The organism is Streptomyces sp. NBC_00631, from assembly GCF_045206895.1.
GTDB lineage: Bacteria > Actinomycetota > Actinomycetes > Streptomycetales > Streptomycetaceae > Streptomyces.
On the sequence record NZ_CP107734.1, the window covers coordinates 7329702 to 7351654 of the forward strand.

The 21953-nt window shown below is 71.9% G+C and carries 17 protein-coding genes; 8 read left to right on the plus strand and 9 right to left on the minus strand.

The window, feature by feature from the left end; translation table 11 throughout:
* The first annotated feature begins 116 nt into the window (after nucleotides 1–116).
* Together OHB00_RS33865 and OHB00_RS33870 are read left to right on the plus strand one after the other, a co-directional pair.
* Nucleotides 117–1349: an NADP-dependent malic enzyme gene (locus OHB00_RS33865; RefSeq protein ID WP_406440459.1), complete on the plus strand. Its 1233-nt coding sequence runs from the start codon at nucleotides 117–119 to the stop codon at nucleotides 1347–1349.
* A 301-nt stretch (nucleotides 1350–1650) separates the two neighbouring features.
* Complete coding sequence (locus tag OHB00_RS33870) at nucleotides 1651–2616, plus strand: zinc-binding dehydrogenase (protein ID WP_406440460.1); 966 nt, start codon at nucleotides 1651–1653, stop codon at nucleotides 2614–2616.
* Between the two features lie 55 nt (nucleotides 2617–2671).
* On the opposite strand, the gene OHB00_RS33875 is transcribed toward OHB00_RS33870, so the two are convergent.
* Nucleotides 2672–3763, minus strand: a complete 1092-nt coding sequence (locus OHB00_RS33875; protein WP_406440462.1) for a PadR family transcriptional regulator — start codon at nucleotides 3761–3763, stop codon at nucleotides 2672–2674.
* A 1-nt stretch (nucleotide 3764) separates the two neighbouring features.
* Nucleotides 3765–4748 (minus strand): DUF4097 family beta strand repeat-containing protein, encoded by a 984-nt coding sequence (locus tag OHB00_RS33880; RefSeq protein WP_406440464.1) that lies wholly within the window; start codon nucleotides 4746–4748, stop codon nucleotides 3765–3767.
* Between the two features lie 321 nt (nucleotides 4749–5069).
* On the opposite strand from OHB00_RS33880, the gene OHB00_RS33885 reads away from it, so the two are divergent.
* Nucleotides 5070–5234, plus strand: a complete 165-nt coding sequence (locus OHB00_RS33885; protein ID WP_406440466.1) for a hypothetical protein — start codon at nucleotides 5070–5072, stop codon at nucleotides 5232–5234.
* A 52-nt stretch (nucleotides 5235–5286) separates the two neighbouring features.
* Here the strand turns inward: OHB00_RS33885 and OHB00_RS33890 are convergent, their stop codons facing one another.
* A complete protein-coding gene (locus tag OHB00_RS33890) occupies nucleotides 5287–5466 on the minus strand; it encodes a DUF6104 family protein (RefSeq protein WP_152776632.1) in 180 nt (59 codons plus the stop codon).
* A 295-nt stretch (nucleotides 5467–5761) separates the two neighbouring features.
* Between OHB00_RS33890 and fxsA the strand changes: the two genes are divergently transcribed.
* The 3 genes from fxsA to OHB00_RS33905 all read left to right on the plus strand — a co-directional run bounded on the left by fxsA (nucleotide 5762) and on the right by OHB00_RS33905 (nucleotide 8737).
* The gene (fxsA, locus tag OHB00_RS33895) at nucleotides 5762–5980 is read left to right on the plus strand and encodes an FxSxx-COOH cyclophane-containing RiPP peptide (RefSeq protein WP_406440468.1); all 219 of its coding nucleotides are present in this window, start codon (nucleotides 5762–5764) and stop codon (nucleotides 5978–5980) included.
* Nucleotides 5981–6101: 121 nt separating this feature from the next.
* On the plus strand, nucleotides 6102–7313 hold the full coding sequence (locus OHB00_RS33900) for an FxsB family cyclophane-forming radical SAM/SPASM peptide maturase (RefSeq protein ID WP_406440470.1): 1212 nt from the start codon (nucleotides 6102–6104) through the stop codon (nucleotides 7311–7313).
* Nucleotides 7313–8737, plus strand: coding sequence for an aKG-HExxH-type peptide beta-hydroxylase (locus tag OHB00_RS33905; RefSeq protein ID WP_406446110.1), 1425 nt, complete (start codon nucleotides 7313–7315; stop codon nucleotides 8735–8737). Before OHB00_RS33900 ends, OHB00_RS33905 begins: the two co-directional genes overlap by 1 nt.
* A gap of 96 nt (nucleotides 8738–8833) precedes the next feature.
* Here OHB00_RS33905 and OHB00_RS33910 read toward each other — a convergent pair whose 3' ends face one another.
* The 4 genes from OHB00_RS33910 to OHB00_RS33925 all read right to left on the minus strand — a co-directional run bounded on the left by OHB00_RS33910 (nucleotide 8834) and on the right by OHB00_RS33925 (nucleotide 15642).
* Nucleotides 8834–12667 (minus strand): multifunctional oxoglutarate decarboxylase/oxoglutarate dehydrogenase thiamine pyrophosphate-binding subunit/dihydrolipoyllysine-residue succinyltransferase subunit, encoded by a 3834-nt coding sequence (locus OHB00_RS33910; protein WP_406440472.1) that lies wholly within the window; start codon nucleotides 12665–12667, stop codon nucleotides 8834–8836.
* Nucleotides 12668–12992: 325 nt separating this feature from the next.
* Nucleotides 12993–14105, minus strand: coding sequence for an ATP-binding protein (locus OHB00_RS33915; RefSeq protein WP_406440474.1), 1113 nt, complete (start codon nucleotides 14103–14105; stop codon nucleotides 12993–12995).
* Nucleotides 14102–14842, minus strand: coding sequence for a response regulator transcription factor (locus OHB00_RS33920; RefSeq protein WP_406440476.1), 741 nt, complete (start codon nucleotides 14840–14842; stop codon nucleotides 14102–14104). Before OHB00_RS33920 ends, OHB00_RS33915 begins: the two co-directional genes overlap by 4 nt.
* Nucleotides 14843–14952: 110 nt before the next feature.
* Entirely contained in the window at nucleotides 14953–15642 is a 690-nt protein-coding gene (locus OHB00_RS33925; protein WP_406440477.1) for a spermidine synthase, read from the minus strand.
* Between the two features lie 254 nt (nucleotides 15643–15896).
* Here OHB00_RS33925 and OHB00_RS33930 point away from each other — a divergent pair, with 254 nt between their 5' ends.
* Entirely contained in the window at nucleotides 15897–16733 is an 837-nt protein-coding gene (locus tag OHB00_RS33930) for a rhomboid-like protein (RefSeq protein WP_406440479.1), read from the plus strand.
* Between the two features lie 2 nt (nucleotides 16734–16735).
* Here the strand turns inward: OHB00_RS33930 and OHB00_RS33935 are convergent, their stop codons facing one another.
* Together OHB00_RS33935 and OHB00_RS33940 are read right to left on the minus strand one after the other, a co-directional pair.
* A complete protein-coding gene (locus OHB00_RS33935) occupies nucleotides 16736–18226 on the minus strand; it encodes a sulfatase (protein WP_406440481.1) in 1491 nt (496 codons plus the stop codon).
* Between the two features lie 304 nt (nucleotides 18227–18530).
* A complete protein-coding gene (locus OHB00_RS33940; protein ID WP_406446112.1) occupies nucleotides 18531–19283 on the minus strand; it encodes a GNAT family N-acetyltransferase in 753 nt (250 codons plus the stop codon).
* 235 nt (nucleotides 19284–19518) lie between these two features.
* Here OHB00_RS33940 and lon point away from each other — a divergent pair, with 235 nt between their 5' ends.
* Nucleotides 19519–21939 carry an endopeptidase La gene (gene lon, locus OHB00_RS33945; RefSeq protein ID WP_406440483.1) on the plus strand — a complete coding sequence of 807 codons (2421 nt, stop codon included), beginning with the start codon at nucleotides 19519–19521 and terminating at the stop codon, nucleotides 21937–21939.
* Nucleotides 21940–21953: the final 14 nt, after the last annotated feature.

A 21953-nucleotide genomic window follows, 5' to 3' on the forward strand; every position in this document is an offset into this window, starting at 1 on the left:
AGGTGCTCGTACGTGCCACTCGTACGTAACAGTGATCGGGCCCTGCGCGGTGCCCGCCCGCTCCCTCACCGGGAGCGGCCGACCCTCAAACCATGCATACCTAAGGGGTAAGACAAGTGGCAGCGGAGATCGTCAATCCTCGCAGCGACAGCGCGTCGGGCACCACGGACCAGGACGGCGGGGCCGAGCCCCTCGATTCCTTCGATCCGGTGTTCGCGCTGCACCGCGGCGGCAAGATGGCCGTGCAGGCCACCGTGCCGCTCCGTGACAAGGACGACCTTTCCCTCGCGTACACGCCCGGAGTCGCGCGCGTGTGCACCGCGATCGCGGAACAGCCCGAGCTGGTCAACGACTACACATGGAAGTCGTCCGTCGTGGCCGTCGTCACCGACGGCACGGCCGTGCTCGGCCTCGGGGACATCGGTCCCGAGGCCTCCCTCCCCGTGATGGAGGGCAAGGCGATCCTCTTCAAGCAGTTCGGCGGCGTGGACGCGGTCCCCATCGCCCTGGCCTGCACCGACGTGGACGAGATCGTGGAGACCGTCGTCCGGCTCGCCCCGTCCTTCGGCGGGATCAACCTGGAGGACATCTCGGCACCGCGGTGCTTCGAGATCGAGCGCAAGCTCCAGGAGCGGGTCGACATCCCCGTCTTCCACGACGACCAGCACGGTACGGCCGTCGTGACGCTGGCGGCGCTGCGGAACGCCGCGCGGCTCAGCCGACGGGAGATCGGGCAGCTGCGGGCGGTGATCTCGGGCGCCGGCGCGGCCGGGGTCGCCATCGCGAAGATGCTGGTCGAGGCCGGCATCGGCGACGTCGCCCTCGCCGACCGCAAGGGTGTCATCTCGGCCGACCGCGACGACCTCACCCCGGTCAAGCGCGAGGTCGCCGGGTTCACCAACAAGGCCGGGATCAAGGGCACCCTGGAGGACGCGCTGGCCGGCGCCGACGTCTTCATCGGCGTCTCCGGCGGCACGGTCCCGGAGGAGGCCGTCGCCTCGATGGCCGAGGGCGCGTTCGTGTTCGCCATGGCCAACCCGAACCCCGAGGTGCACCCCGATGTCGCCCACAAGTACGCGGCGGTCGTGGCTACCGGGCGGTCGGACTTCCCGAACCAGATCAACAACGTGCTGGCGTTCCCCGGGATCTTCGCGGGCGCGCTCCAGGTGCGGGCCTCCCGGATCACCGAGGGGATGAAGATCGCGGCGGCGGAGGCGCTGGCGGCGGTCGTCGGCGACGATCTTGCCGCCGACTATGTCATTCCGTCTCCGTTCGACGAGCGGGTTGCGCCTGCGGTGACCGCGGCGGTGGCTGCGGCGGCGCGGGCCGAAGGGGTTGCCCGGCGGTGACTCGAATGGCCTCGCTCTTTTTGGGCGGGGCCATTTCATTGCCCACCCGCCCATTCATTGCCCACCCGCCCACCCGATCGGGTGCCTACGACGTGACCGTTGTGCAGAGGGCTGCCGCCCCCAGGCCCCCGCACCGGGGGCGGTGGGCGTCGTGGGCGGGAGCCGGTGGGTGGGGGCTTCTCGCGCCCACGCGGCGGAGCCGCAAATGTCACAGCCCCGCGCCCCTTACGGAGCGCAAGAGGGGATGTGTCACAGCGGCCCCCGGTTTCGCGCCCGGCGCCGGGAACCTATCGTCGGCCCTATGTTCGCCGTCTACGCCGCCCGAATCGACCGCGACCAGCCGCTCTCCGGCCTTGAGTTGGGGGAGCGCCCTGCCCCCTCGGCCCGGCCCGGCTGGAGCACCGTCGATGTGCGGGCCGCCTCCCTCAACCATCACGACCTCTGGTCCCTGCGCGGCGTCGGTCTCCCCGAGGACCGGCTGCCGATGATCCTCGGGTGCGACGCCGCCGGTGTCGACGAGGACGGCAACGAGGTCGTCCTGCACTCCGTGATCGGGCAGAGCGGCCACGGGGTCGGGCCGGACGAGCCCCGGTCCATCCTCACCGAGCGCTACCAGGGCACCTTCGCCGAGCGGGTCGCCGTGCCGACCTGGAACATCCTGCCCAAGCCCAGGGAACTGTCGTTCGCCGAGGCCGCCTGTCTGCCCACCGCCTGGCTGACGGCCTACCGGATGCTCTTCACCAACGCCGGCGTACGTCCCGGCGACTCGGTCCTCGTGCAGGGCGCGGGTGGCGGTGTCGCCACGGCCGCGATCGTGCTCGGCAAGGCCGCCGGGCTGCGGGTCTTCGCCACCAGCCGCGACGAGGCGAAGCGGAAGCGGGCCCTGGAACTGGGTGCCGTGGAAGCCGTGGAGCCGGGAGCCCGGCTGCCACAGCGCGTGGACGCCGTCATCGAGACCGTCGGCGCCGCCACCTGGTCCCACTCGGTGAAGTCGCTGCGGCCCGGCGGCACCATCGTCATCTCCGGTGCCACCAGCGGCGACCGCCCCTCGCACGCCGAGCTGACCCGGATCTTCTTCCTTGAGCTGAAGGTCGTGGGCTCGACCATGGGCACCAAGGACGAGCTGGAGGACCTGCTCGCCTTCTGTGCCGCCACCGGCGTACGCCCGGTCATCGACGCAATGCTCCCGCTCGACCGCGCCCGCGAGGGCTTCGAACGGCTGGAGTCCGGCGACCAGTTCGGGAAGATCGTGCTGACCAGCTCCTGAGCGGGCCGGCCGGGCGGGGCGGGGCTCGTGCCGCCCGTACCCGTACGGCCGTTCATCAGGGTTTCGGGGTGCGCAGCAGCGCTCCGATCCGGGCCGCCGCCGCCGACAGGTGGTGGCGGGCCTCGCGGAGCTGGTCCGCGGTGACTCCGTGGTCGCGGGCCGTGTCGCGGACGTCGTCGCGGAAACGGTCCAGGAGCCGGTCCAGGTCGCGGGCGGGGTCGCCGGTGTCGGTCTCCTCGCCGTGCGCCCACGCGGGGACGTACTGCGCCGGGAAGTCATCCTGGGTCTGCGAGTACTCGGCGGCCGGTGTCGGTGCGGGTGCCGGCTTGCGCAGGTCCGGGCCGGTTCGGGGATCCGGCTCGGTGCGGGCGCCGGAGCCGAAGTCCTTGCCGAACTCCTTGCCGAACTCCTTTCCATAGTCCCTTCCGAACTCGCCGAACTCCTTGGCGAGTTCGGTGAGGCCCTCGCGGACCCCCGTCGGCCAGTCGCCGCGCGAGAAGTGGTCCTGGACGTGCTCCTGCACCCGGCGGGCGATGCGCTGCATCTCCTCCTGAGCCTGGGCACGCGCCCGGGCCTGGGCCTCCTGGGCCTGCCGGCGGGCCCGCTGGGCCTCGTCACGGGCCCGGCGGCTCTCGTCCTTGGCGCGGCGGGCCTGCTCCTTCCACTCCTGCTTGACCCGGCGCATCTCCTCCTTGGCGGCCCGCCACGACTCCTTGTCACCGGGGTCGCCGTACTCCCCGGTGGCCGCCCCGGCGCCGTGCCGGGCCTCGGAGGCGGCGGCGCGGACCTCGCGGCGCAGATCACCGGCCGCGCCGCGCACGTCGGCCCTTATCTCGGCGGCGAGTTCGGCGACCGATTCGCGGATCTCCAGCTCCAGGTCGGCCAGCTCGCCGCTGCGGTCGGCGAGTTCGGCGCGGCCGGTGTCCGTGATGGCGTAGACCTTGCGGCCGCCCTCGGTGGTGTGCGTGACCAGGCCCTCGGCCTCCAGCTTGGCGAGGCGGGGGTAGACGGTGCCCGCCGACGGGGCGTACAGGCCCTGGAAGCGCTCTTCCAGCAGGCGGATCACCTCGTAGCCGTGGCGGGGCGCCTCGTCCAGCAGCTTGAGGAGGTAGAGGCGGAGGCGGCCGTGGGCGAAGACGGGAGGCATGTCAGAGCACCTTCTTGTCGGTCGTGCCGCCGGTCATGCCGCCGGATGCGCCACCGGTCGTGCTGTCGGCCGGGGTCGCGGGGCCGGAGCCGGTGGTGGGTGCCGTGGGGGCGGCCGGCTGTTTCGGTCCCGTGGGTGGCTCGGCCGCCCAGGCCGTCCGTTCGTCGCCGTCCTCCTTGGGCGGGCGGCGCAGCAGGGCGATGGAGCCGGAGACCGTGGTGGCGCGGAGCTTGCCGGTGCCCGCGCCGAGGCGGCCGGTGATCTTGTGGGCGCCCCACTGGCCGTGCACGCGCAGTCCGTCGAACGCGTTGGAGATCGTGCCGCTCGCGGTGTTGGCCTCGACCTCGGCGTCGGCCGGGTGCGGCAGACGGATGGCGATCTCCCCGGAGACGCTGGTCAGCCGGACGTCGGTCGGGCCGTCCGGATCCAGGTCGATGATCATGGAGCCGCTGACCGAGTCGGCGCGCACGGCGGGGCCCGAGCCCTCGACGACGGTCAGGTCCCCGGAGACGGAGTTGAACCGCAGGTTGCCGGTGACGGCCTGGGCCTCCAGGTTTCCGGACACCGTGTCCGCGCGGACCTCGCCGGAGAGGCCGACCAGGGTGGTGTCGCCGGTGACGCCCTTGACCACCGAGGTGCCGCTGATCCCGGAGACGACGGCGGCCGCGCCGACCACGCCCACCTCCACGCGGGTGTCCGCCGGGACGGCGAGCGAGACCACCGCGCTGCGCCGCCAGCCCTTGCGGTCGAGCCACTTGAGGAAGCCCTTCCAGGGCAGGTCCTCGTAGGCCACCGTGAGGGTGCCGCCCTCGTGCGTGACGATCAGGGGCGGGCCCTCGATCTCGGAGACTTCCAGACGAGTGGAACCCTCGTCGGTGCCCACGACGTTCACTGTTCCGTTGACGACGCGGACGTGCAGGTCGCTCACGGGGGTGTCGAAGTCGAGCTTGCTGGGCTCGGCGACGGACCACTCGGACTTGGACATGGTGCGGACCTCCTCGTACCGGACACGACAGCCGGCGTGGCGGCTGGACGCGGACGCGATCGCACGGCTCGCGCCATATCGCGTCTTCCGTGAAACACGATATATCGTGGGCGTTGTAAGTCAAGACACCCTTTCGGGTGGGCGATTGGGGCCGAGGTTGACCCGGGAAGGGGCTGGAAGGGGTTCGGGAGCCCGTACAAGCCATCAAACAGCGCGGTAAGTGGAGGAATTGCTTACCGTATGTCCATGTCGACGGATGCTTACAGGGCCGTCTCCCGGCGTCCGGGGGCCGGTACGCGCACACGGCCGGGCGGTGAAGGCATGACGAGAGCCCACCGGCTGGCCCTGGCCGAGATGGCGGTGGGGGTGCCGGCCGCCGCGTGGGGCGTGCGGCGGCGCAGCGCGGGATGGGCGGCGGTGGGGGCGGTGCTCATGGTGCACGGGGCGCTGGAGCTGTCGTACGAGACGGTGCTGCCCCGCGACTGACCGGCGGGCCGACCCCGGGGACGGGACCGGTACGGGGCGGTGCTCTTCTTCCCTACTCCTCGTCCTCGTCGTCCAGCCGGGCCAGCCATGTCGCCAGGCGCTCCACCGGGACCTCGAAGTCGGGGTTCAGGTCGACGAACGTGCGGAGCTGTTCCGCGAGCCACTCGAAGGTGATCTCTTCCTCGCCGCGCCGCTTCTCCAGTTCCTCGATGCCTCGGTCGGTGAAATACATGGGTCGCTCTCCTGCTGCGTGCAAGTGTGGGTGCCCGGTGGTGGGCGTCTACCAGCCTAGGCGGACGGCAAAGGTGTGCCGGTGAAGGGTAGGGCTCGTCCGGCGGGGGAAGGACTCCTTCCCTGTGGAGGGGACACCGCGGACGGCACGGCGTGAGCCGCCCGCACGGAGTGGTCGCGGCTGCCGGAGGGCATGCTGGGCACGGGGGTGCCGACGGCCGCCGACACGGCAATGCGGCCGGCGCCGCCCGGGTGGGCGGCACCCACCGGAGCGGTCGAGGGAGAGGAACCGGGAGATGGGCGGGGAGATGGACGCGGCCATGAACGCACGGGACGAGGCGGCACCGGTGGCGGACGGGCCCTCGGCCGGTGAGCCCTTGCCGGACCTGCTGGGCCTGGACCTGGAGGAGCTGAGGACCGTTCAGCACCCGGTCCTGCGCGACGTGCTGGAAGGGCTGCGCGAACGGGCGGAACGGCCGAGCGAGATGCTCTGGGGCTTCAACAACGCGCTGTGAGCCACCGGACGGGCGCCTTGTGAGCCACCGGGCGCCGTGAAAGCCGGTTTCGTCCGGTCGCACGGGAGCGGAAAGAGACGGCTTCGGGCTCATCGGGTTTGCGTCCGGTCCCCGGCCGGGAATGCGGCCGGACACAGGCGGTACCACGGATGAAGGCGTACGGCATGGGGGTGCTGGAGTGTCTGCGACCGGTCGCCCCTTCCGGCAGTTCATCGTGAAGGTGCACGGCCGCTGCAACCTGGCCTGCACCTACTGCTACCTCTACGAGGGCCCCGACCACAGCTGGCGCGGCCGCCCGGCCGCCGCCCCGCCCGCCGTCCTGGACCGCACCGCCGACCGCATCGCCGAACACGCCCGCAGCCACGGCCTCACCACCATCGCCCTGGTCCTGCACGGCGGAGAACCCCTGCTGGCGGGCGCCGCTACCCTCGCCCGCTTCACCGACGCCGTACGTTCGCGGGTGCCCGCCGACTGCACGGTCCGGCCCACCGTCCAGACCAACGCCACGCTCCTCACCGAGGAACGCCTGACCGTCCTGGCCCGGCACGGCATCCGGATCGGCATCAGCCTCGACGGCGGCCGCGCCCGGCACAACGCACGCCGTGTCGACCACGCCGGCCGCCCGTCCTGGCCCGCCGCGGCCCGCGGAGCGCGCCTGGTCGCCGACCGCTTCCCCACGTCGTACGCCGGCATCCTGACCGTCGTGGACCCGACACTGGATCCGGTGGAGACGTACGACAGCCTCCTCGAACTCCGTCCGCCGGCGCTGGACCTGCTCCTCCCGCACGGCAACTGGTCCGTCCCGCCGCCGCACCTGGAGGGCACCCGCCACGGCGACTGGCTGTGTGCCGTCTTCGACCGCTGGTGGTCGGCCGGGCGCCGGGAGACCCGGATACGGCTCTTCGAGGAGTGCCTGGCCCTGCTGCTGGGCCTGCCGGCGGCCGGTGAATCCCTCGGCCTGGCGCCCTTCGACGCGCTGGTGGTGGAGACGGACGGGTCCATCGAACAGGTCGACTCGCTGAAGTCGGCGTACGAGGGCGCCGCCCGCACCGGACTGGACGTCTTCCGGCACGCCTTCGACGAGGCGCTGCGGCACCCGGGGGTCGCGGCCCGGCAGGCGGGCCGGTCCGCCCTCGCCGACGCGTGCCGGGCCTGCCCGCTGCTGACCGTGTGCGGCGGCGGCCACTACGCCCACCGGTACCGGGCCGGACACGGCTTCCGCAATCCCTCGGTGTACTGCGCCGACCTGGAGCGTTTCATCCGGCATGTGGCCGGTCGGCTCGCCGCGGACACGAAACCCGCCCTGGCCGCGCGCGAAGGGGGCACCCCGTGATCTTTCCGGCGGTCCCGGAAACGGCCCTCGCCGAACTCGGGCGCACGGAGGGCGGTGCCGACACGCTCGCCCTGCTGGTCCGGGACCAGGACACCCGGCGGCTGCTCCTGCTGCGCGCGGTGCTGGACGCGGCGCAGGCCGCGGATCCCGCGCTCTGCCCGCCGACGGCGAAGGCACGGCTGCGGGAGGACTGGGCGCTGCTCACGGCCGCGGACCGGGCCACGGCTTCCGGCTCGCCGGCCCGGACCGCACTCGGTCATCCGCTGCTCGGCCCCTGGGCCCGCCGTTGCCTGACCGCCCTGGACCCGCGCACCGGCCCGCCCACCGACGCACAGCGCCGCGAACTCGCGCTCGACCTGGCCCACTTCGGCGCCGTGGCGGCGGTGGCGGCGGCCCGTGCCGGAATCCCGTTCACCACGGAACTGACGGCTCGGGACGGGGTCCTCGTGCTTCCGTCGCTGGGGGCGCTGCACACGGAGGGCGAACGCGTCCAAGCGACGTACGCGCAAGGGCGGATGACACTCCGGCAGGCGGCCGTCCGGACGACCGTCCTCCTGGAGGTCGGCAGCGGTGCCTTGTCCGGCTCGCCTGCCTGGACCTCGGCGTACACGCTCCCGGGACTGGTTCCGGGCGCCGCCCCCATGCCCCTGGACGACCTCGACCCCTACCGCGTCCCGCCCCGCGAACCCGGCCCGTACGCGCTCAGCGGCCCGGCGGACCTGGACGACGCCGAGCGGAAGCGGTGGCTGCGGACCTGGTCGGGCACGGCAGCGGTACTCCGCACGGGCGGGGCGGGCCGGCTCGCGGAAGCGGGGGCGTTGCTGCGGTGCGTGGTGCCGATGGAGCTGCCGCCGGGGGCGGGACGCCGGGCCGGCTGCAGCGGGACCGTGCGCGAGGCGTTCGGAGCCCTGCTCTGCAGCGTCCCGCTGACCCCGGTGGCCTGCGCCGCGACGCTCGTCCACGAGCTCCAGCACACCAAGCTGGCGGCGCTGAGCGAGATGGTGGAGCTGCATCGGGCGGGACCGGTGGCCCGGTACTTCGCGCCCTGGCGCGCGGACCCACGGCCGTACGAGGGTCTGCTCCAGGGCACGTACGCGCACCTCGCGCTGGCCGGTTTCTTCCAGCGCCGGGCGCTCACCGCCGACCCGGCACGGAGCGGGGCCGCGTGGGCGCAGTACGCGCGATGTCAGGCCCAGGTCGGGGCTGCCCTGCCGGCGCTGGCCGGCTCGTCCGACCTGACGGCGGCGGGCAGGCGGTTCGTCGACGAGATGGCCGCCGCCCACGAACGCCTTGCCGAGCACCCTGCTCCCCGGGACCACACGGCGCGCGCGCAGGCGTACGTCGAGACGGTGCGCGCACGCTGGACGGAGCGCCGACCCCGTGACCCCTCGGCGGGCAGGGCTCGCGGACGCCCGACGTACTGAACAACAGGGGCCGCGCCCCGAGACCGGGGTCCGGAGCGAACGCCGAAGGGCCCGGCCCCGTGACGGGGACCGGGCCCTTCGGCAAGGGCCTCAGGCTCAGGCCTCGAAGACCTCGCGCACCAGCTGCTCCTGCTCGGCCTGGTGGCGCTTGGCCGAACCCACCGCCGGGGACGAGGAGTGCGGGCGGGAGATGCGGCGCAGGCGCTCGCCGGCCGGGACGTCCGCGCCGACCGCCAGGTCCAGGTGGTCGATCAGGTTGAGCGCGATGAACGGCCAGGCACCCTGGTTCGCCGGCTCCTCCTGGGTCCACAGGTACTTCTCGGCGTTCGGGTACTTGTTGACCTCGGCCTGGAGCTCCGCACCCGGCAGCGGGTACAGGCGCTCAAGGCGGATGATCGCGGTGTCCGTGACGCCGCGCTTCTGCCGCTCGGCCTCCAGGTCGTAGTAGACCTTGCCGGTGCAGAAGACGACCTTGCGGACCGCGGCCGGGTCCACCGACGCGTCGCCGATGACGGGGCGGAACTGCCCGCTCGTGAACTCCTCCGCCTTCGAGGCCGCCGCCTTGAGGCGCAGCATCGACTTCGGGGTGAAGACGACCAGCGGCTTGTGGTGCGGGTTGTGCACCTGCCACCGCAGGAGGTGGAAGTAGTTCGACGGGAGGGTGGGCATGGCCACCGTCATGTTGTTCTGGGCGCAGAGCTGGAGGAAGCGCTCGATGCGGGCCGAGGAGTGGTCCGGGCCCTGGCCCTCGTAGCCGTGCGGGAGGAGCAGCGTGACGCCGGACGTCTGGCCCCACTTCTGCTCGGCCGCCGAGATGTACTCGTCGATGACCGACTGGGCGCCGTTGGTGAAGTCACCGAACTGCGCCTCCCACATCACCAGCGCGTCCGGACGGGCCAGCGAGTAGCCGTACTCGAAGCCCATCACCGCGTACTCGGAGAGCAGCGAGTTGTAGACGTTGTAGCGGGCCTGGTCCTCGGACAGGTAGAGGAGCGGGGTGTAGTCCGCGCCGGTCTCCCGGTCGATCAGGACCGCGTGGCGCTGGCCGAAGGTGCCGCGCTGGGAGTCCTGGCCGGACAGGCGCACCGGAGTGCCCTCCATCAGCAGCGAGCCGATGGCCAGGGTCTCGCCCATGCCCCAGTCGATCGTGCCGTCCTCGATCATCGCCGCCCGGCGCTGCAGCTGCGGCAGCAGACGCGGGTGGACGGTGAAGTAGTCCGGGATGTTGACCTGGGACTCGGCGATGCGCTTGACGGCCTCCGTGGAGATGGCCGTCGGGACCGCCACCGGGAAGCCGTCCTGCGGCTCGTGGGCGGGAGCGGCGGCCGGCTGCGCGGTGGCCTCGCGGACCTCGGTGAAGACCTTCTCCAGCTGGCCCTGGTAGTCCTGCAGGGCCTGCTCGGCCTCTTCCAGGGTGATGTCGCCGCGACCGATCAGGGACTCGGTGTAGAGCTTGCGCACCGAGCGCTTCTTGTCGATCAGGTCGTACATCAGCGGCTGGGTGAAGGCCGGGTTGTCCGACTCGTTGTGACCGCGGCGGCGGTAGCAGATGAGGTCGATCACCACGTCCTTGTTGAACGCCTGACGGAACTCGAAGGCCAGGCGGGCCACACGGACCACGGCCTCCGGGTCGTCGCCGTTCACGTGGAAGATCGGGGCCTCGATCATGCGGGCCACGTCGGTCGCGTACATGGAGGAGCGCGACGACTCGGGGGCCGCCGTGAAGCCGACCTGGTTGTTGATGACGATGTGGACCGTGCCGCCGGTGCGGTAGCCGCGCAGCTGCGACATGTTCAGGGTCTCGGCCACCACGCCCTGGCCCGCGAAGGCCGCGTCACCGTGCAGGGCGACCGGCAGGACGGTGAAGTCCGTGCCGCCCTTGTTGATGATGTCCTGCTTGGCGCGGCTGATGCCCTCGATGATCGGGTCGACCGTCTCCAGGTGGGACGGGTTCGCGGCCAGCGAGACCGTGATCTGCTCGCCGTCCAGGCCGGTGAAGGTGCCCTGGGCGCCCAGGTGGTACTTCACGTCGCCGGAGCCGTGCATCGACTTCGGGTCGAGGTTGCCCTCGAACTCGCGGAAGATCTGCGCGTACGACTTGCCGACGATGTTGGCGAGGACGTTGAGGCGGCCGCGGTGGGCCATGCCGATGACGACCTCGTCGAGGCGGGACTCGGCGGCCGAGTCCAGGACCGCGTCGAGCAGCGGGATGACGGACTCGCCGCCCTCCAGGGAGAAGCGCTTCTGGCCGACGTACTTCGTCTGCAGGAAGGTCTCGAAGGCCTCCGCCGCGTTCAGGCGGCGCAGGATCCGCAGCTGCTCCTCGCGCTCCATCTTGGAGTGCGGGCGCTCCACGCGGTCCTGGATCCACTTGCGCTGCTTCGGGTCCTGGATGTGCATGAACTCGATGCCGGTGGTGCGGCAGTACGAGTCGCGCAGCACCCCGAGGATGTCGCGCAGCTTCATCATCGACTTGCCGGCGAAGCCGCCGACGGCGAAGTCGCGCTCCAGGTCCCACAGGGTGAGGCCGTGCTCGGTGATGTCCAGGTCGGGGTGCTTGCGCTGCTTGTACTCCAGCGGGTCGGTGTCGGCCATGACGTGGCCGCGGACCCGGTAGGAGTGGATCAGCTCGAAGACGCGGGCGGCCTTGGTGACGTCGTCGTCGTGCGAGGCGTCGATGTCCCGGAGCCAGCGGACCGGCTCGTAGGGGATGCGCAGGGCCTCGAAGATGTCGTCGTAGAAGCCGTTCTCGCCGAGCAGCAGGTTCGCGACACTGCGCAGGAACTCGCCGGAGGCGGCGCCCTGGATCACCCGGTGGTCGTAGGTCGACGTGAGCGTCATGACCTTCGAGATGCCGAGCTTGTTCAGGGTGTCCTGGCTGGTGCCCTGGAACTCCGCGGGGTAGTCCATGGAGCCGACGCCCAGGATGACCGACTGGCCGGGCATCAGGCGGGGGACCGAGTGGACCGTGCCGAGGCCGCCGGGGTTGGTCAGGGAGACCGTGACGCCGGTGAAGTCGTCCATCGTCAGCTTGTTGTCGCGGGCGCGACGGACGATGTCCTCGTAGGCCTGCCAGAACTCGAAGAAGTTCAGCGTCTCGGCCTTCTTGATGGCCGCGACGACGAGCTGGCGGTCGCCGTTGGGCTTGACCAGGTCGATGGCGAGGCCCAGGTTGACGTGGGCCGGCTTGACCAGGGTCGGCTTGCCGTCCTTCTCGCCGAACGAGTGGTTCATCGACGGCATGGCCTTGATGGCCTGCACCATCGCGAAGCCGATCAGGTGCGTGAAGGAGATCTTCCCGCCCCGGGCGCGCTTCAGGTGGTTGTTGATGACGATCCGGTTGTCGAAGAGCAGCTTCACCGGGACCGCGCGGACCGAGGTGGCCGTCGGCAGTTCCAGCGAGGCGTTCATGTTCTTCGCGACGGCCGCGGCGGGGCCACGCAGGGTGACCAGCTCGGGACCCTCCGGGCCCGCGGCGGCGGGCGCGGCCTTGGCGGCCGCGGCGGCCGGCTTCGCGGCGGCCGGGGCCGGAGCGGCGGCGGGCTTCGCGGGCGCAGGTGCGGGCGCTGCGGCCTTGGGAGCGGCGGGCGCGGCCGGGGCGGCCGGAGCCGACGCGGCGGGTGCCGGGGCGGCGGGAGCGGCCGCGGCGGGCGCCGGAGCCGCCGGCTGGGCCGGCGCGGGTGCCGTGGAGGTGGTGCCCGCGGCCCCCGCGGCCGCGGTACCCGCCGGAGCCGAGGCGGCGGGCGCTCCCGGCTTGTAGTCGGCGAAGAAGTCCCACCAGGCACGGTCTACCGAATTCGGGTCCTGGAGGTACTGCTGATAGATCTCGTCGACGAGCCACTCGTTCGGTCCGAACGCGGCCGCGGGGTTCTTGCCCGCTTGGTCTGCGTCGGTCGAGATACTCGAATTACTGGGGGACTGTGGCGACACGGCGGCAACCGCCCTCTTCCGCTTCACAAGGTGATGGACAGCGGAAACAAAGGCTACGCCTCCAAGACCGCGAAGGTCAGGTCGGGCCGGTCCATCGTCGCGTAAGTCACATCAAAAACTGGGTTTCAGGGCTTGATATGGCGGGAAACAAGCGTGGTTGCGCTGCGAGAGGACTGGACCGGGCATGGCTCCGCCGTGCCGGAGATCACCTCGCTCCGGCGCCCGGCGCGACATGCGCGGGGGCCGCACCTGATCACACGTGTCCGGCTGCGCGGACGGCTGTGCCACCACAGGTGGATCTTGAGGCTCCGGATCGAACTTTACGTCAACTTGGCACGGATGAAAGCCCCGGGAGAGTGACGATAATCCTGCAGCCACGGTCGGATTCGGCCACACCGATCCGGCCGCCGTGCAGATCCACCGCCCATCGGGCGATCGCCAGGCCCAGTCCCGTACCGCCGTCGCTGCCCGGACCGTGCGGCCGCCGTACGGCCCCGCGGTTGAAGCGCTCGAAGACGCGGTGCCACTCCGAGCGCGGAATGCCGGGCCCCTCGTCCAGGACCTCCAGCTCCAGCGACTCCGGCTGCGGCCCGCGCCGTGCCTTCACGGTCACCCGGCCGTGCGCCGGGCTGTGCTTGACCGCGTTGTCGATGAGGTTCGCCACCACCTGGTGGATGCGCTCCGGGTCGGCGTGCGCGGTCAGCTCGGGCGGGGAGACGTCCAGATGCAGATGGACGTCGGTACGGGTGTGGTTCCCGGAGCCCGAGGTCATGCTCGCGCGCGCTCCGACGACCATGTTGGCCTCCTTGAGCACGCCCGAGAGGTACGGCCACACCTCGAAACGGCGCTGGCGCAGGGGGACCACGCCGTTGTCGAGCCGGGACAGGTCGAGGAGGGTCTCCACCAGGCGTCCGAGGCGCTCGGTCTGCTTCAGCGCGGTGCGCATCGTCTCGGTGTCCGGCTCGGCGAACCCGTCGACGACGTTCTCCAGGACGGCCCGCAGCCCCGCGATGGGCGTGCGCAGCTCGTGCGAGACGTTCGCCACCAGCTCCTTGCGCTGGCGGTCCTGGGCCTCCAGCTCGTCGGCCATGACATTGATCGTCTCGGCCAGGTCGCCCAGCTCGTCCCGGCGGTTCTCGCGCACCCGGCGCGTGTAGTCGCCCTGCGATATCGACCGGGCCACCGCGTTCATGTCGTCCAGCGGCGCGGTGAGCGAGTGCGCCACGAACTGCGTTATGAGCAGTGTGGCGATCATCGAGAAGACCGTGATGAAGCGCAGCTCCGTCTTGGTGTGCACCGCGACGATCGACAGACCCGTGGTGATCAGCACCGAGACGACGACCAGCGCGCCGAGCTTGGTCTTGATCGAGAACGGGCGTACGGCGCCCCAGGGGTCCTCCCCGGGGCCTCCTCTCGGTCCGGCCGGCCCGCCGCTCATGGCGTCGGGGTCTCCAGCGCGTAGCCCACACCGTGCACGGTGCGGATCCGCTCGGCACCGATCTTCCGGCGCAGCGCCTTGATGTGGCTGTCGACCGTGCGGGTGCCGGAGGCGTCCGCCCAGTCCCACACCTCGGCGAGCAGCTGCTCACGGGAGAGAACCGCGCGCGGGGTGTTCGCCAGGCACACCAGGAGGTCGAACTCGGTCGGGGTGAGGTGGACGTCCTCGCTGCGCACCCGGACCCGGCGCTGCGCGTGGTCGATCTCCAGCTCGCCCAGGCGCAGGATGCCGGAGCGGGGCGTGGAGGCCGCGATGGCCGCCCGCTCCACCCGCCGCAGCAGCACGTGCACGCGTGCCGCCAGCTCCCGCATGGAGAACGGCTTGGTCATGTAGTCGTCGGCGCCGACCCCGAGGCCGACCAGCATGTCGGTCTCGTCGTCCCGCGCGGTGAGCATCAGCACCGGCACCGGCCGGGCCGCCTGCACGCGCCGGCAGACCTCCAGACCGTCGAAGCCGGGCAGCATGATGTCGAGGATCAGCAGGTCGGGCTGCCAGGCCTCGGCGGTGTCGACGGCCGCCGGACCGTCGCCCGCTGTTTGCACGAGGAACCCCTCGGCGCGCAGGCGAACCGCGATGGCGTCGACGATCGTGGGGTCGTCCTCGACGACCAGAACCCGGCGCTGGGCGCCCGGAGTGGCCGTCGCCGTGCCGTTTTGGGAGGTGTGTGTCTGCTCCATCGCCCGCCCCTGTGTGCTTTCCGGAACCAGTGGGGTGATCCCATGACTGCGATTGACGCTTGAATGATCCGCGTCAGGGATGCACATTACGGGGACAGGAGGCGCACTCGCTATCCAGGGCGGACGGCAAGGTGAACGACGTCCGGAACGCCCCGGGCAACCGGGATCTCTTCGGTACGCACCCGTTGGAACCCGGCATTCCACAAGGATCCCTCGAATTCCGCAGAGGGCTGCGCCGACCAGACGGCCAGTACCCCGCCCGGCCTCAACACCCTTGCGCAGCCTGCGAGTCCGGCCGGTGAGTAGAGCCCCTCGTTGCCCTTGTCGACGGTCCAGCCGGGGCCGTTGTCGATGTCCAGGCACAGCGCGTCGAACGTGTCGGAAGTCTCATTGACGTACGCGACGAGATCGCTCTCGACGATCGTCGTGCGCGGATCGGCGAACGCGGCGGCGGAGAGCGCGGACAGCGGCCCCTCCCGATGCCACGCGACGACGGCCGGTTCCCGCTCCACGACCGTGATCCGCCCCCACCGGGGGTCCTTCGCGGCATGGGCGAGCGAGAAGCCGACGCCGAGCCCGCCGATCAGCACCGCCGGCTGCGCCCGCCCGTCCAGAGCCTCGCGCGCGGCGTCCACGAGCAACCGCTCCGAGCGCCCGTCGGAGGTGTCCATCAGGAAGCAGCCGTTGGCGATGATCTGCAGCAGCTCGCCGTGCCGGCGCAGGACCACTTCGCCGTACGGCCCGTGGCGCCGGTCCAGGACCACGGGACGACTGTCGAACACGCTGGCCGCGGTAGTCATGCCCACCATCCTGCCTCAACAGGGCTTTGCGACCACGCGAATTACCGGTGCCGGGCAGCCGCACGGGTGTCACCCGTTCGAGGGGCCGCCCGGCGCTCCGCGCCCGCGGGTGACCGGATGCGGCTCGTATGGTTCCTCCTGACCCCTCTTGGTTCTTCAGAAAATCCTGTGAATCGTCCCCCGCGTGGCCCCGGTCACAGACAGCGGCTCGCGGGACGGCGAAGGGTGGGGTGAAACGGAAGGAGCGCCTCACCGTGGAACGGACCGCGAGGGCCGCATCGACGCCCACGCCCGAGCCCCTTCCCGCCGGGGACGTCGCCGCACTGCTCGACGGCGTGCCCCGCCAGCGCGGACCGGTCGCCGCCGCGGAGACGACGCACCCCGCCCTGCGGCTGAGCCCCGGCCACCTGCTCACCTGGCGTCCGCATCCCTCGGTCCCGCGCCCCTGGCGGCTGCTGCCCAGCCCCACCGGCACCCCGGTCACCTTCGCCTACACCGCGATCCTGGCCCTCACCTCGCTCTTCGCGAGCCAGGCCGGCCCCGGCCTGCTGCGCACGCTCTACCAGGACTCCAGCACCGACGTCGCCCACCTGCTGCGCACCCCGGTCTTCGTCCTGCTGGCCAGCGCCCTGTGGATCGCGGGCGGACTCCTGTCGCCGTACGCCCTCGCCTTCGTGCTCGTGCTGACCGCGCTGGAACGGCGGATAGGGGGCGCCCGCGCGATCGTCGTCTTCCTGACGGGCCATGTCCTGGCCACCCTCGCCACCGAGGTCCCGGTCGGCCTCGCGGTGCTGGTCGGCCACCTCCCCGACACCTCCCTGCACCGCCTCGACTACGGCATCAGCTTCGGCGTGGCCGCCAGTATCGGAGCGCTCTCCGGTCTCCTCACCCCCTGGCTGCGCTGGCCGCTGCTCGCGCTGGTCGGCTACAGCCTCCTCACGGACCTCATCGCCTTCGAGGACCCGATGACCAACTGGGGCCACCTGATCTCGCTGGCCATCGGCACCGGGCTCTGGCCGGTGGTACGAGGCTGGCACCGGGAGCGGGCCCGGGCCCAGGCCCCGGCCGGCGCAGGCGCGTTCGCCTCCTGAGCTCAGGCGCCCCGCGCCGCCGCCAGGCCCTTCGCCAACTCCGGGACGCCGAGGGCCGCTTCCTGCTCGGCCGTCGCGCCGTGCAGGCGGTTGGTGAGCTGGTAGGGGTCGGCGGCCAGGTCGTACAACTCGCGGAAGAGGACCGCGCCGTCGCCCTGCGTGGGCCGGCCCTGCCCGTCGAGACGGGTGCGGTAGTACTCCGTGTACTGCGAGGACTTGCCGACGTGCGTGGCCCAGGTGTGGATCGGTTCCTGGTCCTGCCGGTTCCACCACCACTCCGCGAGGAGCCGGTCGCGGTCGTTGCGGGTGTCGAGGAGCGAGTGGCCGTCGTGCGGGGTGTCCGGGGTGATGCCGGCCGCGTCCAGGAGGGTCGGCGCGATGTCGACATGGCCGGTGAGCCGGTCGTCGACGGTGCCCTTGCCCAGGCCGCGCGCGGGCCACGACAGCCAGAACGGCACCTCCAGACTCGGCCGGTACGGTACCGACTTGCGCAGCCAGCCGTGGTCCGCCCAGCACAGCCCGTGGTCGCTGGTGTACAGCACGAGCGTGTTCTCCAGCTGACCCAGCGCGCGCAGCTCGTCCTGGAAGTCCCGCATCGCGTCGTCCACCGACAGCAGGGTGCGCAACTGGCGCCTGCGCAGCGCCTTTCCCTGCTCGTACGTGTGCTCCGCCTTCTGCAGGAACGGCGGTTTGTCGCTCTTGTCGCCCTCGTACACGGAGGGCCGGCCGGGCCACTCCGGCACGCGCGCGTGCGCGTACTTCCGCTCCGGGATGTTGAGTTCGTGCGCGCTGCGGGTGGCGACGTACGCGAACCAGGGGCGGGTGTCGGTCCGGGACGCGTCGATGAAGGCGAGAGCGCGGTCCCTGATGACGGTGGTGTTGTAGCCGGGGATGTTCCGGACCGTGCCGTTGTCGTTGTAGTGGCCGTTGAAGTACGCCACCGGTTCCTGCAGGAGCCACTCGTCGAAGTGCGGCGGGTTGTCGCCGGTGTGCCAGTAGTTGAGGTACTTCCCGAACAGGCCGGTGCGGTAGCCCGCCTCGTGCAACTGGCGCTGCACGGTGGTGTGCTGGTCGAGGTGGTACGGGTGGCGGGTGTCCAGGACGCCGTGGTGGTGCGCGTACCGCCCCGACATGATCGAGGCCCGGGAGGGCGCGCACAGCGGGGTGTTGGCATGCGCCCGCCCGAAGGTCACGCCCTGGCCGCCCAGCCAGTCGGCGGTACGCCGGATCGCCCAGTCCGTCTCCTTCGGCTGGTCGTCGGTGAGCACGAGGAGGATGTTCGGGCGCGGGTCGGTGCGGGGGAGGGGCGACGCCGGGGGACGGCTCGCGACGGGGGCGGCGGGGGCGGTGCGGCCGGGCGCGGGTGCGGCGTCGCCGTCGGCGTCGACGGCGCGCAGGGCCGACGGGACGGCGGCGCCGGCCGCGACGACGGCGGCGCCGGTGAGCACGGCACGACGGCCTGGCCGGCCGGGCGTGGGCCGCTTCTCGTCCATGTGTCCCCCCGGGCCCCGTTACGTGCCGCCGTCGTCGTTCGCTGTGAATCCGCTGGCAGTTTCGCCGTTTTTCCTGTGAGTTTCGTTGCGGTGGTGTGGCGATGGCCTTGCGGAGTCGTGGCAGTCGCAGCGGGGATGCCCTTCTTCTTTCCCGCGGACGGCGGTTGTCCGGCGGTGCCGGAGCTGCGGGTGCCACTCGCCGTAGGGGTGCCGGTCGATTGCCGGGTGCGGCGTCGTCGTGGCTGGTCGCGCCCATGCGGCGGAGCCGCACGTCGACACAGCCCCGCGCCCCTGCGGGCGCGTTTCAGTGGGCCGGGGTCCAGACGTACGGGGTCGTCGTCGTCACCGCTGTGAAGCCCAGTCGCCTCAGGATCGGGGCGCTGTCGGCCGAGGCCTCCACGAGGAGGTAGGGGGCTTTCCGGGCCGCTGCTCGGGTTGCGCGTAGGGCGACCAGGGCGCGGTAGATGCCCTTGCCGCGCCATTCGGCCAGTGTGGAGCCGCCCAGCAACATGGCGAAGTCCGCGCCGGGCCGGAAGGCCACCCAGGCCGCCGAGACGACCTTTCCGGCCGCCTCGGCCACGTACACCTCGTTGTCGTCGGGGGCGACCGCGAGCCGGCCCCTCAGGTAGCCGGCGATCCACGCCATGTCCGTGCCCCACACCGCCGTCTCCAGCGCCGCGATGCGGTCCAGGTCCGCGTCGGCGGTGACCCGGCGGAGGGTCACGCCGGGCGGCGGCCCGGGCACGGCCACGGCCAGGTGCGCGACCTCGGCGATCACCACCGTCTCCCGGTCCTCGGGCACGAAGCCCGCCGCGCGCAGCCGGTCGGGGAGGTCCGCCGGGTCGTCGTGCCCGCGCGTCTTCCACTCCACGGCCTCCCCGCGCGCCGCGAAGAAGTCCCGCTGCCGGGCGATCAGCGCGTCCAGTTCGGGGCCGCGCACACCGCCCCAGTCGCGCGGCCCGGTCACGAAACCGCGGTGCTGGCCCACGACCCTGAGGGCGGGGCCGTCGTGCTCGTAGGTGATCCCGGGCGCGGGGAGGGGCTGGACGGCGCGCATCTGGGCGTCGTAGGCGGCCAGCAGGGCCGCGGTGCTGTCGGTGTCGGTCACCGGCCGACCGTACGGGGAATGAGCCCGGGCCGATCAACTGTTTTTGCCGGTGCGGGCCTCGGCCGTACGGCCGGTACGTCCAGGTCGGCAGCCGATCGCTCACAGCGAACACACCCCTGGGAACATTCGGTGGCTCACATGCATTGAGTCGGCATAACTCAAGTTGACTGCCGAAGGGGAGATCATGGCTTCGACGTCCGCATCACTCACCCTCCCTGTGCTGCCTCTCGACGGCGAGGTCGTGCTGCCCGGGATGGTGGTCCCGCTGGACCTGAAGGACCCCGATGTACGCGCCGCCGTGGAGGCCGCGCAGGCTGCCGCCCGTACCGAGCCCGGAAAGCCCAAGGTGCTTCTGGTCCCGAGGATCGACGGCACCTACCCGAGCACCGGTGTGCTCGGCACCGTGGAGCAGGTCGGCCGGCTCGCCGACGGTGACCCGGGCGCGCTGATCCGCGGCCGCTACCGGGTGCGCATCGGTGCCGGTACCACCGGCCCGGGTGCCGCCCTGTGGGTGGAGGGCACCCGTATCGACGAGAACGTCCCGGACCCGGCGCCCGGTCATGTCACCGAACTGGTCAAGGAGTACAAGGCCCTCGCCACCGCCTGGCTGCGCAAGCGCGGCGCCTGGCAGGTCGTGGACCGGGTGCAGGCCATCGAGGACGTGTCCCAGCTCGCCGACAACTCCGGTTACTCGCCCTTCCTGACCACCGAGCAGAAGATCGAGCTCCTTGAGACCACCGACCCGGTCGCCCGTCTCAAGCTCGCCACCCAGCAGCTCCGCGACCACCTCGCCGAGCAGGACGTGGCCGAGACCATCGCCAAGGACGTCCAGGAAGGCGTCGACAAGCAGCAGCGCGAGTTCCTGCTCCGCCGTCAGCTGGAGGCGGTCCGCAAGGAGCTGCGCGAGCTGAACGGCGACGCCGCCAAGGACGGCGAGGAGTCCGACGACTACCGCGCCCGCGTCGAGGCCGCCGACCTGCCCGAGAAGGTCCGCGAGGCCGCCCTCAAGGAGGTCGACAAGCTGGAGCGGTCCAGCGACCAGTCGCCCGAGGGCTCGTGGATCCGCACCTGGCTGGACACCGTCCTCGAACTGCCGTGGAACGAGCGGACCGAGGACGCCTACGACATCCAGGGCGCCAAGGCCGTCCTGGACGCCGAGCACGCCGGTCTGGAGGACGTGAAGGAGCGGATCACCGAGTACCTGGCGGTGCGCAAGCGCCGCAGCGACCGGGGGCTCGGGGTCATCGGCGGCCGCCGTGGCGGTGCCGTCCTCGCCCTCGTCGGCCCGCCCGGGGTCGGCAAGACCTCGCTCGGTGAGTCGGTCGCGCACGCGATGGGCCGCAAGTTCGTCCGGGTCGCCCTCGGCGGCGTCCGCGACGAGGCCGAGATCCGCGGTCACCGCCGCACCTACGTCGGCGCGCTGCCCGGCCGGATCGTGCGGGCGGTCAAGGAGGCCGGTTCGATGAACCCGGTCGTCCTCCTCGACGAGATCGACAAGGTGGGCTCCGACTTCCGCGGCGACCCCGCGGCCGCCCTCCTGGAGGTCCTGGACCCGGCGCAGAACCACACCTTCCGCGACCACTACCTGGAAGTCGAACTCGACCTGTCCGACGTCGTCTTCCTCGCCACCGCCAACGTGCTGGAGGCGATCCCGGAGGCCCTGCTCGACCGTATGGAGCTGGTCCGCCTGGACGGCTACACCGAGGACGAGAAGGTCGTCATCGCCCGTGACCACCTGCTCCCGCGCCAGCTGGAGCGGGCGGGGCTCGCCAAGGACGAGGTGACCCTGGACGAGAGCGCGCTGCGCAAGCTCGCCGGCGAGTACACCCGTGAGGCGGGCGTGCGCACCCTGGAGCGGTCGCTCGCGCGGCTGCTGCGCAAGGTGGCGGCCCAGCACGAACTGGGCGAGCGGGAGCTGCCGTTCACGATCAGGGACGAGGACCTGCGGGCCCTGATCGGCCGGCCGCACCACGTGCCCGAGTCCGCCCAGGACCCGGCGGAGCGCCGCACGGCCGTCCCGGGCGTGGCGACGGGCCTCGCGGTCACCGGCGCCGGCGGCGACGTGCTCTTCGTCGAGGCGTCCCTGGCCGACCCGGAGACGGGCGCCGCGGGGCTGACCCTCACCGGTCAGCTGGGTGACGTGATGAAGGAGTCGGCGCAGATCGCTCTGTCCTTCCTCCGCTCGCACGGTGCCGAGCTGGAACTGCCGGTCGGCGACCTGAAGGACCGGGGTGTGCACATCCACTTCCCGGCGGGCGCGGTCCCGAAGGACGGCCCGAGCGCGGGCGTCACGATGACCACGGCCCTGGCGTCCCTGCTCTCCGGCCGCCTGGTCCGCACGGACGTCGCCATGACCGGCGAGGTCTCGCTGACCGGCCGGGTGCTGCCCATCGGCGGCGTGAAGCAGAAGCTGCTCGCCGCCCACCGCGCGGGGGTGACGACCGTCGTCATCCCGAAGCGCAACGAGGCCGACCTGGACGACGTCCCGGCCGAGGTGCTGGACAAGCTCGACGTCCACGCCGTGACCGACGTCCGCCAGGTCCTGGAGCTGGCGCTCGCGCCCGCCACGAACGGCGCGGCGCCGGAGGTTCCGGTAGCGGCGTGACGGACGCTGCCGGA